Below are 13,515 nucleotides of genomic sequence, written 5' to 3'. Positions count from 1 at the left end.
TAAGTTTCGGGATCAGTTCAACTGGAAATGCAGCGGGTAAGACCCGTCTTCGAACGGTCCGAACAGGTCTTCAAGATCGGGGTGTTCCACAGGTTCACCGGAGTAATCCGCGACCAAGTTCTGCTCCGACACATAGGCAACGTAGTAATCGTCGCTGTTTTCCGCAAGCAGATGGTAAAACGGCTGATCCTTGTCGGGACGCGCATCGACCGGGATCGCTGCGTACCATTCGTCCGTGTTGGAAAACATCGCATCGACATCAAACACCACTCCGCGGAAGCTATGCTTGCGGTGACGGACAACCTGTCCCAGATGATATTTGGCACGCGTGGACAACATAAGATTTGCAACCTCTACACTAGGTTAGTAGACCTTTTGGACGGTCTATGTCCACGGGGGGCGGCCCGGGAAATGGGAAACAGTCTGTGAACCTTGTTTTGACAGTGCTCGAAATCGTCGCGCCGGTATTTCTTCTGGCGTTGATCGGCTTCACTTGGGTCAAAACCGGTCATGAATACCGATTGGAGTTCGTGACCAAGCTCACGATGACCCTCTCTGTCCCCGCACTGATTTTCACCGCACTGGTCAAAGCCGACATCGAACCCGCGGCTCTCTCCGCCCTTTCACTGGCCTCCATCGTCGCTTACGGCGGCGTCACGATTGCCGCTTGGGGCGTGGTGAAACTGCTGGGCTATGACAGTCGCACCTATCTCGCGCCGCTGATTTTCGGCAACACCGGCAACCTTGGCCTGCCGCTGGCGCTCTTCGCCTTTGGCGAGGCGGGGCTGAGCTATGCTGTCGTGGTCTTCGCCGTCATGGCGCTTTGGTCCTTCACATTCGGCGTCTATGTCACGGCGGGCGGCGGTTCTCTCGGCAAGGCCTTCAAAGAACCTTTGGTCTGGGCCACAGCCTTCGGCGCGTTGTTTCTCTGGCAGGGCTGGACACTGCCCCCCTTCGCCATGAACACGCTCTCGCTTTTGGGGCAGATCGCCATTCCCCTCATGCTCATCACGCTCGGCGTAGCCGTTGCGCGGCTGCATCCGCACGGGTTGGGCCGCGCGACGCTCATGTCTTTGGGCAAAGTCATCCTCTGCTCCGGGATCGCCACCGGGGCAGGGCTCTGGTTCGGCCTCGATCCGGTCCCGCTGGCCGTACTCGTCGTCCAAATCGCCACGCCGGTTGCCGTGACCTCCTACATGCTGGCGGAGAAATACGGCGCCGCCTCGGATGCCGTTGCCGCCCTCGTCGTCTCCTCCACGCTCATGTCGGTGATCTACCTCCCGATCCTGCTCGCCCTGCTGATTTAATCCGGTTTTGCGGGGAAACTGCTCACGGGATTGCCATTTCACACATCTGTCAAATTCGCTATGCTGTGGCAAAATCAAACGCGAGAGGCAGGTATGAGCAGACGTCTTCGCGCACTTTCCCTATTTCTCCTGCTGGCTGCATGCGGCGGGGGCTATAACAGTGCGCCCAGAAACCTCGACAACGCATGTGCCATTCTGGATGAGCGCCCCAGCTATCTGCGGGCGATGAAAAAGAGCGAGCGCAAATGGGGCATCCCCGTGCATGTGCAAATGGCGACCTTCTATCAGGAGAGCAAGTTCGACGGCGACGCCCGTACGCCCTATCAGTTCGTGCTGGATGTGATCCCGATGGGACGGCAAAGCTCGGCTTACGGCTATGCTCAGGCGCTCGATGCGACATGGGACGAATACCGCCGGGAAGAAGGCGGCTTGGGCGCGAAACGCACTCGCATTCAGGACGCGACCGATTTCATGGGCTGGTACATGGCCGAATCCTCGGAACGTCTCGGCATCTCCAAATACGACGCGCGGGCGCAGTATCTCGCCTATCACGAAGGCCGCGCAGGCTATGCCCGTGGCAGCTATCGCTCCAAAGCGTGGCTCATGAATGTCGCCAACTCTGTCGCCACCCGCGCAGAGAAATACCGCCAGCAACTCATCGCCTGCGGTAAATCCTGATCCGCGCTCCCGTCAGTCGAGCGGCGTCCCGCGCCGATCGGCCTCGGAGCGAATGTTGAACTCACGATCCGACACGGAGCCACCAAGTTTCATCTTGGTGAGCTGCACCGTGGTGGAGCCGCCAGTGTCATCATGGATGACCCAGGCCTTGAGCACAGGCGTCGCGCTGAAGATCAGGTCAATGGAGCCGTATTCCGGGTGATCGGGATCCTGCGCCCGTACCACGGTGTCGCCATTCTGTTCCGTATGGGACACCACCATTTTCGCTTTGCTCAGATCGACATTGCGAGCCAGCATCAGCGACAGCGGGGTCTTTGAAAGGGGAAAGCGTTGCGGCGGCTCATTTGAGCCGGGATCGAAAACCGCCACCTGTCCGCCGCTCACGAGCACCAGCGCTTCATTCGCTCCACCATAGTCGAGCCGCATCCGTCCCGGACGTTTGATCGTCACGGACCCATCCGATTTGGAGCCGTCATCATTGGTCTGGGTGAAATCCGCCTCGACCGTCGAAAGACCGTTGAGATAGGCCGAAAGCTCAGAAAGCGGCAGTTTCTCCGCCATCGCAGGCGCGGCGGCGGAGAGGGCGATCAGGGCAGGCGCGAGGGCCTTGAGAGGGGCAATCAGGAACTGTTTCATGCGCTCAGATATAGGGCCTTCGCGCAGCCCTTGCACCTCTCATCAGATCACAGCTCACGGAATTTCCCGTGATTACTGTTCCGGCACCAAAATCTCGCGCTTGCCGACATGGTTCGCCGAGGACACGATGCCCTCATCCTCCATCTGCTCCACCAGACGCGCGGCTTTGTTATAGCCGATCGCCAGTTTGCGCTGGATGTAGGAGGTCGAGCATTTGCGATCCTTGATCACGATGGCCACGGCCTGATCGTAAAGCGCATCCTCGCCATTGGTGTTGCCACCTGTGTTGAGGCCCAGAACAGCGTCAATATCCGCAGATTTTTCATCATCCGGTCCCTCGACCACGCCGCCGACGTAATCGGGCGGACCATAGGCCTTGAGATAGGACACGACCTTTTCGACCTCTTCGTCGGAGACGAACGGCGCGTGGCAGCGTTGGATTTTACCGCCGCCCGCCATGTAAAGCATGTCGCCCATGCCCAGAAGCTGTTCGGCGCCCTGCTCACCCAAAATGGTGCGGCTGTCGATTTTCGAGGTCACCTGGAAGGAAATCCGGGTCGGGAAGTTGGCCTTGATCGTCCCGGTGATGACGTCCACGGAGGGACGTTGCGTCGCCATGATCAGGTGGATGCCGGAGGCCCGCGCCATCTGTGCCAGACGCTGGATACAAGCTTCGATCTCTTTGCCCGCAACCATCATCAGGTCGGCCATCTCATCGACGATCACCACGATGAAAGGCAGTTTTTCCGGCTGGAATTCTTCGGTCTCGAAGATCGGATCGCCGGTCTCCTCGTCAAACCCGGTCTGCACCGTGCGGGAGAACAGCTCGCCTTTCGACAGAGCTTCTTTGACGCGACCGTTGTAACCGTCGATGTTCCGCACGCCCATTTTGGACATTTTGCGGTAGCGATCTTCCATCTCCGCCACGACCCATTTGAGCGCCACGACCGCCTTTTTCGGGTCGGTCACAACCGGGCTCAAAAGGTGCGGAATGCCGTCATAAACGGACAGTTCGAGCATCTTCGGGTCGATCATGATCATCCGGCAGTCTTCCGGCGTCAGCTTATAGAGGAGCGACAGGATCATCGTGTTGATCGCCACGGACTTACCGGACCCGGTGGTCCCTGCGATCAGAAGGTGCGGCATCTTCGCGAGATTCGTCACCACCGCGTCGCCGCCAATGTCTTTGCCGAGCGCCAACGGCAGGGAATGTTTGCCATCACCATAATCGCGGCCCGAAAGGATTTCGCGGAAGGACACCATCTCGCGATGCTCGTTCGGCAATTCGATCCCGATCACGGAGCGCCCCGGCACGGTCGACACACGGGCCGACAGCGCCGACATGGAGCGCGCAATATCGTCCGCCAAGCCGATCACGCGGCTGGCCTTGAGACCCGGCGCGGGTTCGAGCTCATACATGGTCACGACCGGCCCCGGACGGACCGACACGATCTCGCCCTTCACGCCATAATCGTCGAGCACATTCTCCAGCATCCGGGCATTCTCTTCGAGCGCCTCGTCGGACAGCGTGTGCCGCACGATGTTGACCGGGTTCTCAAGCAAAGACAGCGGCGGCACCTCGTATTCGGCCTCTTTCGGGTCGAATTTCAGGCTGGGCTGCGCCTCTGCCTGCGCTTGGCGGGACGGCACAACGGGTTTGCGCACCGGGTGCTGCACCACGCGTTTGGCTTCCGGCGCGGCGGGCTGTTCGGGCGTGTAGCGCGGGGATTGCGGCGCGATATAGTCCGGCGTTTCCACCGGTTCATACGCTTGTTCATAGGACGGATCGAAATCCGCCTCGTAAGCCTGTTCGTAGGGCTGCATATCTTCATAAGGCGCCTGCGCAACCTCATAGGCCTCATAGCCCATGTCGTAAGCATCCTCATAGGCATCGGCGACCGGCATCTCATGTGCCTCAGTCATCGGGGCGGCCATCGGAGCGGGCGCAGTCGCTTGAGCGGAGCCAGCATCGAAGATCATCGGCTTCGGCCCCTTCTTGTATTTCGCGACCGCCTTTTGCGCCGCCGTCATCGGCGGCTCGACACGGGTCGCCCCCGGCGCAACCGCGCGCGACCCGGACCGGGCGCGGGCATTGATCACATTGGCGATTTTGGAGCGGATACGATCATCCTGCTCCGGTCGCCACTCCACATCGGGGGCCAGATCGGGTTCGATCAATTCGGGTTCAGGATCATCGACAGGGGGGCGCTTCAAAAGCGTCGGCATCTTGGAGAACAGCGACGGCTTGGCCTCGTCCTCATAGACGACGGGCTCTTGCACCGGCATATCGGCCCGGATCACCCGCGCGCTATGCGCATGCGGCTGCGATTGAGCCTGATAACCCTGCTGCATCTGAGCCCCGAAGGCCGCTTGTTCCTCGGCCAGAAGTCGGCGCTCTTCACGACGCGCGGCGGCTTTTTCCGCCATGCGCTGTCCCAAAGTCACCGACCCGCGCGCCCCGCGCCCCATCAGGTTCAGCACAACGGCATAGAGCGACACCAGCCCCCAAAGCAGATAGCGCCCGATGTCGAGCATCTCGGACCGGGTAAATCCGAAGGCGAACAAAGCGAGCCAGACCGCTCCGAAGAAGGACACCAAGGCCAGCACCTTCAGGCTAAAGCCAGCGCCAAGCGGCACGATTTGGATCAGCGCCGCCAGAACGGTATCACCGAACAACCCGCCAAAGCTTTGCGGCGCGGTGGAGGCATGGGTGGAGGCATAGATCGAGGCGACCGCGATGGCGATTGGCACGAAGACCGCCCGCGTCAACGCCCGTTCAGCCCCACGATGCAGCATGTAGCGCAGCCCCCAGGCGATAAAGCCCAGAGCAAAGCCCCAGGAGGCCACGCCCACGATGATCATCAGAGGCGAGGCAATCGAGGCACCAAATCGGCCCAACACGTTGTTCACCGGGGCCTCGGTGGCGGAGAGCCAGCTCGGGTCTTCCGGCGTATAGCTTCCCAGCAAAAGCGCAAAGATCAACCCGACCACCAGAAGGCCGAGACCGATCAATTCACGCCCTCGGCGTTCCAGAAGGATCTGTGTCTTTTTGTCGAAAAGCGGATCGCGACCACGTGCCTGATAGGATGCCATACCTGCCTCTTACTTTAACCGTACAAACAGTCGCGGAGCTTGATCAGCCCGCGCTGCGTTTCTTCTTTTGGGGCCACCAAGGCGACCCGGATGTAATGCTTGCCGGGGTTTTCCCCGTTCACCTCACGGGACAGATACGCACCGGGCAAGACCCGAATGCCGGTTTCCGTCCACAGTTTCATCGCCGCTTCTTCGCCGTCATTCACCGGCAGCCAGAGGAAGAACCCCGCCTGTGGGGCCTCCGCACCTTGGATGCCCGAAAACACTTCGTCGGCCATGTTGAATTTTTCGACGTATAGCTTGCGCGACGCGATGACGTGTTCCTCATCCGCCCAAACACGGGCGGAGACCGCCTGAATCGGACCGGGCAAAGGCGCGCCGGAATAGGAACGCAGCCGCCGGATGCGGAGCATGTTTTCAGGGCCGGACGCCACAAACCCGGAGCGCAGCCCCGGAAGGTTCGAGCGTTTCGACAGCGAATGGAAGATCACCACGCGCTCAGGGTCAGCCCCCATCTCACGCGCCACTTCGAGGGCACTGACAGGCACCTCATCGCGGTAAATCTCGGAATAGCATTCGTCAGAGAACACTTTGAAATCGTGTTTTTCCGCCAGAGAAATCAAATCGCGCAAATATTCCCGCGAAGCAATCGCCCCCTGCGGGTTCGAAGGGCTACAGATATAGGCAATCGCCGTGCGGTCCAGAACCTCGGTCGGCAGGCCTGCATAATCCGGCAGGAACCCGGTCTCACGGGTCGAGGGCACGAACACAGGTTCGGCCCCGATGGTCGTCGCGGCGACGGCATAGACCTGATAAAACGGGTTGGGCGTCAACACGACCGGCTGCTTGCCCTTCTTCGTCTCCGGGCAAAGCGCGATACAGGCGTTCATCAGCCCCTCGCGCGTGCCGTTGAGCGCCATGATGTCGGTTGACGGCTCAACCGTGACGCCAAAACGGCGTTTCAGCCATCCGGCGATCGCGCCCAAAAGCTCGTCCGTGCCGTTGTTATTCGGATATGTCGCGAATCCGGCCAGATTTTCCGCCAGAACCTCGCCCACGAAGGGCGGCATGGCGTGCCGGGGTTCGCCGATGGTCATATGCATCACTTCGCCACCCGGCGCATGCGCGTCGAGAAGGCTCCGCAAACGCGGAAACGCATATTCCGGCAGGTTTGAAAACCGCTCAGGGAACATCATGAAACTGCTACTGCCTCTGTATTTCCGGATCTTTTCGCCCGGGTGTTTGAGGTCAAGATAACCGTGCCGGGCCGATTGGTCCAGAAAAAGACGGATCGGCCCGAACGCCTCGCGTTGAGGTTGTGACTTTTAGGCCAGCGCGGCCTCTGCGGCCTTACCCAGACGCAAAAGACGCGCCTCGCTCATCGGCGGGGTTTGCAAGATGACGCCGCAGGACGGAATCCCCGTCGGCAAAGTCAGCGCGGCCAACCCCATCAGATTGCCGACACGGGTGTTGCGCAGCGTCAGGAGATTCTCCGTGACGTAATACTCCGCATCCGTCATCAACCGATCCGCTTTCGGCGGCAGGTTCGGCGCAGACGGCAAGATCACCGCATCAAAGCCCGCAGTTGCCTTGAGATACTCGGCGCGCAAAGCCGTCAGCTTTTTCCATGCCGCAACATAATCCACCCCCATGAAGGCCCCGCCGGAGCGGAACCGGTCCAGAATACGCGGAAACATCAAATCCGGCGCGGCCTCGATCACGTCGCGCCATTCGGCATAGGCCTCCGTCGTGAACAGAACGCCAGCAAGATCCATCGCGTCCGTCACGGCCTGCACCGGCGCGCGCACCACCTCCGCCCCGGCATCGCGGAATTTCTGTACAGCGGCCTCGAACGCATCCAGAGGCGCGTCGCGAATGTCGTCGAACACCACGTTTTCAAGCACGAGAAGCCGCTTGCCTTTCAGTGTCGCGCCCTTCAGGTCCGGCGCGGGCGAGCCGTCGAGAATGGCGAACACCTCTGCGGCATCCTCCACCGTTTTCACCAGCGGCCCGACCGTGTCAAAAGCCGCAGCCAGAGGCACGACGCCATCAAGCGGGATACGCCCCGCCGTGGTTTTCAGGCCCACAAGATCGTTCCAAGCCGAAGGGATACGCACCGAACCGCCTGTGTCTGAGCCGATCGCACCCGGCGCCAGACCAAAGGCGACAGAACCAGCCGCGCCGGAGGAGGAGCCCCCCGAAACGGCATCGAGATCGTTCACACAGGGCGTCGTCGCCGTCATCGGGTTCAGCCCAAGACCGGAGAACGCCAGCTCCGACATATGCGTCTTGCCCAGCGCCACGAGGCCAGCATTCGATGCGCGCCGCAACACTTCGGCATCTTTCGTCGGGATGCGATCCTTGAGCAGCGCGGAGCCCGCTTCCGTCGCCACGCCCGCCGTATCGAACAGGTCTTTCCATGACACCGGCACACCGTCCAAAATCCCGCGCCGCACGCCATTGTTGGCGCGGACACAGGCGGCTTCGGCCTCCGCCATGGCGCGATCTTCCATGAGACAGGTGTAAATCCGGTCACGCAGCGGGTGCGCCTTCGCCATATCCAGAAAAGCCGCCGCAAGATCACGCGGATCGACATCGCCAGAGCCGATGGCCCGACCAAGATCACACATGCTTGCTTCCGTATATTCGACCATTTCGCACCCCTGTTCTGTTGCCCCGGCACGTTAGCGGCGTAGGAGCGCATGGACAATCCCGCCGCGCGCGTCATATTTGGCGCAATGGAGGCCCTCATGACCCAAGACACCACTCCCAAAAGCGATCTCATCATCGTCGGCGGCGGGCTTAATGGCCCGGCTTTGGCGCTGGCTTCGGCGAATGCCGGGCTGACCGTGACGCTGATCGACAGCCTGCCGAAAGACATGCGCACCAGCGACACGTTCGACGGGCGCGGCTATGCGCTCTCGCTCGGCTCTTACAAGCTGATGAAAGCGATTGGCATTTGGGACACGGTCTCGGGTCATGCCCAACCGATCCTCGACGTCAAAGTCACAGACGGCAAACCCGGCGAAGGCCCCGCGCCTTTCATGCTGGAATTTCGCGACGGCGAGATCGACGAAAGCCCGATGGGATACATGGTCGAGGACCGTTACCTGCGCAAAGCCTTCCTCGACGCGCTCGACGCCCAGCCGAAGATCACCCAGATCGAAGGTCAGGTCGTCGCCCAGTCGGTCGATTTGCATGGCGCGAAGGTCGTGCTCAGCGACGGAACAGAGATTGCAGGCAAGCTGATCGTTGGGTGCGACGGGCGTAAAAGCGGCACGGCCGAGCGTGCCGGGATCAAGCGCACCGGGTGGGGCTATGGCCAGACCGCTCTGGTCTGCGCGATCTCGCATGAGCTGCCTCACAATGGCGCGGCGCATCAATATTTCCTGCCCTCCGGCCCTCTGGCGATCCTGCCGCTGCCGGGCAATCAAAGCTCCATCGTCTGGACCGAAAAAGACAAGCTCGCCGCCGATATTCAGGCGCTCTCCGACGAAGATTACCTCGCCGTTCTGCGTCCGCGTTTCGGCGATTTCCTCGGGGAGATTTCCCTCGCCGGAAAACGGTTTACCTATCCGCTGAACATCACACTGGCGAACGCCTTAACCGCCCCGCGCGTGGCGCTTGTCGGTGATGCGGCGCATGGGATGCACCCAATCTCCGGTCAGGGCCTCAACGCAGGTCTCAAGGATGTTGGCGCTTTGACAGAAGTGCTCGTCGATGCGCATCGCCGCGGCGAAGACATTGGGCGCGAAGATGTACTGGCACGTTACGCCCAGTGGCGGCGGTTCGATGTGGCGACGATGGCCCTCATGACCGACAGTTTCAACAAGCTGTTTTCCAACGACAATCCCTTCCTGCGCGTGGCGCGGGACATTGGTATGGGCGTTGTAAATTCGATGAGCGGCCTGCGCCGTGCCGCGATCCGTGAGGCGGCGGGCGTGAATGGCGACATTCCGAAACTGCTGCGCGGCGTCGCCCTTTGAAGGGCTGAGTATGTCGCTATGACCGACCAGCTTTGGTCGGTCAGTTTTGGCCCGTTAGGCCCCCTCCCCTACCCCGCGTTAAGGTTAATAAGATTATGCTTAACGCAGCAAAAAAGGGGCGATACGCCCCTCTTCATTCGTCTGGCTTGCTGTCTCGACGACCTTAGTCGTCCAGCTTGCGTGCCTCGGACACCAGCATGATCGGAATGCCATTGCGGATCGGATAGGCCAGCCCCGCCGTCTTGGAGATCAACTCCTGCGCCTCGGCATCATAGCTCAGAACCGCATGGGTTTGCGGACAAACCAGAGCCTCAAGCATACGGCGATCAAAAATCGGTTGGGTGTCCATCACATCATATCCTCGTCAGAGCCGCCATGCAGCGCGAATTCCATGAGCGTTATAAGCGTTTCGCGGCGGGTGGAAAGAGAGGGAGCCTCCAAGAGCGCCTGTTTATCTTCCGAACCGAACGGACAGAGCATCGACAGAGAGTTGATCAGAAGCTCGTCCTCGGCTTGTCCAAGGCTGTCCCAATCGGTCTGGAGCTCTTCTTCGCAGAAATAGCGTTTCAGCAACGCCATGAACGGCGCGCGGCACAGGCCCGGATCATGTTCCGGCGCGCCGAGATCGGCTGCGAAATCGGCCCAGTTCACGCTGAATTTCCGATACGGGCTGAACCCCGTCGTCTCCGCCATGAGACGAAAGCGCGACACGCCGGTGAGCGTGATCATGTAGCGCCCGTCTTCGGTCTCGGAGAAAGCGGTCAGGCGACCGGCACAGCCGATGCTGTTCAACTTACCCGCCCCTGCCCCGCTCCGGGGCTGGACCATACCAATCAGGCGTGCGGGCGTTTTCATGCAATCTTCGAGCATCTGCAGATAGCGGGGCTCGAAGATGTGCAAGGGCAAACGCGCCCGAGGCAAAAGCAGGGCCCCGGGAAGCGGAAAGACGGGGATCGTCTCTGGAAGATCGGCTGCGCTCAACATGTGCTAAAGTTAGAACGCGCGCGCGATCAGGCAAATAGCATCGAGGACAATTTGCGGCGACCGTTCAAAACAATCGGATCATTGGGCTTAAGGCTGTCGAAAATCTTGAACAGCTGCTCCTTGATCGCGCCATCGTTCCATTCACGGTCCTGCTTGAACGCGGCCAAAAGCGTTTCGACGGCCTCTTCAACCTGACCGGCAGCATGTTGCGCCACCGCAAGATCGAAACGCGCCTGCATGTCGGTCGGATCGGCCTCAACCTTGGCGGCCAGCTCAGCCACCGGACCCGCATTTTCCGCCTCGCGCGCCAGAGCAATCTGGGCATGAACCGCTTCAATCGACGCATCATGCGAGACGTCAGCAGGCACGCCGTTCAGCACGGCTTCGGCCTCATCCACTTCGCCTTTCGACAGGTGGCATTTTGCCAGACCGGCATAGGCCGCCGCCAATTTGTCATCCTCTTCGATGATCGCGGCGTAGGTCTGTGCCGCATCGTCGATCTCACCGGCTTCGAACATTTCATCCGCAGCCGCGACCGCATCGGCGAGGCTTTCGTCGACGTTCAGCGCAACGATCTTGGCCACGAATTCCTTGATCTGAGACGGCGGCAACGCGCCTTGGAAGCCGTCAACCGGTTGGCCTTTGAAAAAGGCGTAAACGGTCGGGATGGACTGCACGCGCAGCTGCCCCGCGATGCCTTGGTTCTCATCGACGTTCACCTTGGCCATCTTGACCGCGCCACCGGCGGCTTCAACCTCGGCTTCGAGAGCCGGGCCGAGCTGACGGCAGGGGCCGCACCACGGGGCCCAGAAGTCAACGATCACAGGGGTTTCCTGCGAGGCTTCGATCACCTCCGCCATGAAGTCGGCTTCGGAAACGTCTTTCACATATGCGCCATGCGCGGCGCCATTGGCTTGTCCGAGATCCATTGTCGGTTCTCCCTTATCTGCTTGGGCTATATATGCGCCCTGTTGCATGAATTTTAAAGCCGGGTGGCTCAAAGATCGAAAGTGGCGAAGACCGGTGCGTGATCCGACGGTTGCTCCCAACCGCGCGCATCGCGCAGAACGCGGCTGCCGTGTGCGGCATTCGAAATATCAGACGTCGCCCAGATGTGATCGAGACGCCGCCCCTTGTCCGCAGCATCCCAATCCTTCGCCCGGTACGACCACCAGCTATAAAGCAGCCCCTCCGGAATATCCTGCCGCGTGACATCGACCCAATTGCCCGCATCCTGCGCCGCGCCGAGATGCTCGACCTCGATCGGCGTGTGGGACACGATTTTCAAAAGCTGTTTGTGGTTCCAGACGTCGTCCTCGCGCGGAGCGATGTTCAAGTCGCCCACGAGAATGGATTTCTCCGGCTTGTCAGTATGGAAAGCGTCACGCATCTCGGTGAGGTAATCGAGCTTTTGCCCGAATTTCTCGTTGATCTCGCGATCCGGTTTGTCGCCACCCGCCGGCACATAGAAGTTGTGGATCGTCACGCCGTTCTCCAGACGCGCTGCGACATGGCGCGCATGGCCGAGGTTCGCGTAATCCACGGAACCCGCATCTTCGAGCGGCAATTTCGAAAGGATCGCAACACCGTTGTAGCCCTTCTGCCCCCGCGCAACGATGTGAGTGTAGCCAAGCGCCTGAAACCGCTCCATCGGGATTTTTTCCACCGGAGATTTGCACTCCTGCAGACACAAGACATCTGGCCCCTCCTCTTCGAGAAGCTTGCAGACGATGGGCTCGCGCAGACGCACGGAGTTGATGTTCCAGGTGGCAAGAGTGAAGGGCATGACACGTCCTCTGATCAGATTTGCGCCAGAGCCTATCCGCCCCGGCGCGGTGACACCACCCGAAAGCCGCGCACACCCGCAGACAAAAAAACGCCCGGCACGAAGGCCGGGCATAAGAGGGAACGAGGGACTGCACATCATTGCCCCGATGTGCGAGGGGTCTTCCTGATATCAACTCACGACAAACCGAAAGGTTCCTGCGTAAGTCCGTTTTTTTCGATCAGGACGCGAGGCGATAGCCGCCCGCCTCCGTCACGAGAAGCCGCGCGTTCGAGGGATCGGGTTCGATTTTCTGGCGCAGGCGGTAGATATGCGTCTCAAGCGTGTGCGTCGTCACTCCGGCATTGTAGCCCCAGACCTCATGCAGCAACACGTCGCGCGGCACCACGCCTTCGGTCGAGCGATAGAGGAACTTGAGGATATTGGTCTCTTTCTCGGTCAGACGGATTTTCTTGTCGTCTTCCGTGACCAGCATCTTCTGCGCCGGTTTGAACGTGTACGGTCCAAGCTGGAAGACAGCCGCTTCCGATTGCTCATGGGTCCGGAGCTGGGCGCGGATACGGGCCAGAAGCACCGGAAATTTGAACGGTTTGGTGACGTAGTCATTGGCACCGCTGTCGAGCCCCAGAATGGTGTCCGCGTCCGTGTCATGACCGGTCAGCATCAAAATGGGACATTTTACGCCGGTTTTACGGAGACGTTTGCATAGTTCACGACCGTCCGTGTCGGGCAGGCCCACATCGAGAATGATCAGGTCGTAATGGCCTTCTTTCGACTTCTCGATGCCGGACGCGCCGCTGTCGGCTTCGAAGACGTCGAAGTCTTCGGTCATGACCAATTGTTCGCTCAGTGCCTCGCGCAGATCGTCATCATCGTCGACGAGCAGGATTTTCTTTAGAGTGGCCATCACTTTGACCTCCTTTTGTTGTGCCTTGACTGTGATCTGCGCGTGACGAGGCGAAAGAACAAGATTTGCAACAATAGTCTCACGCAAGCGTGTCAAAGAGGCCGGAAATGTTTCACTTTATGACAAAGATCGCTACAT

13 protein-coding genes are annotated in these 13,515 nt (G+C 60.1%); 3 read left to right on the top strand and 10 right to left on the bottom strand.

Going from position 1 to position 13,515, the window contains the following annotated elements:
* Positions 1-12 precede the first annotated feature (12 nt).
* Positions 13-339: a heat shock protein HspQ gene (hspQ, locus tag ACYBHZ_RS05080; protein ID WP_460273119.1), complete on the bottom strand. Its 327-nt coding sequence runs from the start codon at positions 337-339 to the stop codon at positions 13-15.
* Between the two features lie 86 nt (positions 340-425).
* Between hspQ and ACYBHZ_RS05075 the strand changes: the two genes are divergently transcribed.
* Both ACYBHZ_RS05075 and ACYBHZ_RS05070 read left to right on the top strand, forming a co-directional pair.
* Positions 426-1,307 carry an AEC family transporter gene (locus ACYBHZ_RS05075; RefSeq protein ID WP_460273118.1) on the top strand — a complete coding sequence of 294 codons (882 nt, stop codon included), beginning with the start codon at positions 426-428 and terminating at the stop codon, positions 1,305-1,307.
* Positions 1,308-1,400: 93 nt separating this feature from the next.
* The gene (locus ACYBHZ_RS05070) at positions 1,401-1,985 is read left to right on the top strand and encodes a transglycosylase SLT domain-containing protein (protein ID WP_460273117.1); all 585 of its coding nucleotides are present in this window, start codon (positions 1,401-1,403) and stop codon (positions 1,983-1,985) included.
* Between the two features lie 12 nt (positions 1,986-1,997).
* Here ACYBHZ_RS05070 and ACYBHZ_RS05065 read toward each other — a convergent pair whose 3' ends face one another.
* The 4 genes from ACYBHZ_RS05065 to ACYBHZ_RS05050 form a co-directional block, all read right to left on the bottom strand.
* A complete protein-coding gene (locus tag ACYBHZ_RS05065) occupies positions 1,998-2,621 on the bottom strand; it encodes a LolA family protein (RefSeq protein ID WP_460273116.1) in 624 nt (207 codons plus the stop codon).
* A 72-nt stretch (positions 2,622-2,693) separates the two neighbouring features.
* Positions 2,694-5,714: a DNA translocase FtsK gene (locus tag ACYBHZ_RS05060; RefSeq protein ID WP_460273115.1), complete on the bottom strand. Its 3,021-nt coding sequence runs from the start codon at positions 5,712-5,714 to the stop codon at positions 2,694-2,696.
* A 14-nt stretch (positions 5,715-5,728) separates the two neighbouring features.
* The gene (locus ACYBHZ_RS05055; RefSeq protein WP_460273114.1) at positions 5,729-6,910 is read right to left on the bottom strand and encodes an aminotransferase class I/II-fold pyridoxal phosphate-dependent enzyme; all 1,182 of its coding nucleotides are present in this window, start codon (positions 6,908-6,910) and stop codon (positions 5,729-5,731) included.
* A 129-nt stretch (positions 6,911-7,039) separates the two neighbouring features.
* Positions 7,040-8,368: an amidase gene (locus ACYBHZ_RS05050; RefSeq protein WP_460273113.1), complete on the bottom strand. Its 1,329-nt coding sequence runs from the start codon at positions 8,366-8,368 to the stop codon at positions 7,040-7,042.
* Between the two features lie 48 nt (positions 8,369-8,416).
* On the opposite strand from ACYBHZ_RS05050, the gene ACYBHZ_RS05045 reads away from it, so the two are divergent.
* Positions 8,417-9,700 carry an FAD-dependent monooxygenase gene (locus ACYBHZ_RS05045; RefSeq protein ID WP_460273112.1) on the top strand — a complete coding sequence of 428 codons (1,284 nt, stop codon included), beginning with the start codon at positions 8,417-8,419 and terminating at the stop codon, positions 9,698-9,700.
* 163 nt (positions 9,701-9,863) lie between these two features.
* Here the strand turns inward: ACYBHZ_RS05045 and ACYBHZ_RS05040 are convergent, their stop codons facing one another.
* From ACYBHZ_RS05040 to ACYBHZ_RS05020, 5 genes are all read right to left on the bottom strand, one after another.
* A complete protein-coding gene (locus tag ACYBHZ_RS05040; protein ID WP_460273111.1) occupies positions 9,864-10,049 on the bottom strand; it encodes a Trm112 family protein in 186 nt (61 codons plus the stop codon).
* Positions 10,049-10,684 (bottom strand): LON peptidase substrate-binding domain-containing protein, encoded by a 636-nt coding sequence (locus tag ACYBHZ_RS05035; RefSeq protein ID WP_460273110.1) that lies wholly within the window; start codon positions 10,682-10,684, stop codon positions 10,049-10,051. The genes ACYBHZ_RS05040 and ACYBHZ_RS05035 overlap by 1 nt, the downstream gene beginning before the upstream one ends.
* A 26-nt stretch (positions 10,685-10,710) precedes the next feature.
* Positions 10,711-11,613: a tetratricopeptide repeat protein gene (locus ACYBHZ_RS05030; RefSeq protein ID WP_460273109.1), complete on the bottom strand. Its 903-nt coding sequence runs from the start codon at positions 11,611-11,613 to the stop codon at positions 10,711-10,713.
* A 68-nt stretch (positions 11,614-11,681) separates the two neighbouring features.
* Positions 11,682-12,470 carry an exodeoxyribonuclease III gene (locus ACYBHZ_RS05025; protein ID WP_460273108.1) on the bottom strand — a complete coding sequence of 263 codons (789 nt, stop codon included), beginning with the start codon at positions 12,468-12,470 and terminating at the stop codon, positions 11,682-11,684.
* Between the two features lie 220 nt (positions 12,471-12,690).
* Positions 12,691-13,377: a response regulator transcription factor gene (locus tag ACYBHZ_RS05020; RefSeq protein ID WP_460273106.1), complete on the bottom strand. Its 687-nt coding sequence runs from the start codon at positions 13,375-13,377 to the stop codon at positions 12,691-12,693.
* Between the last annotated feature and the right edge of the window lie 138 nt (positions 13,378-13,515).

It is taken from the genome of Celeribacter sp. ULVN23_4 (genome assembly GCF_054788345.1).
Note: the sequence above shows the minus strand (reverse complement) of the source record. Positions and strands in the feature narration are given on the sequence as shown.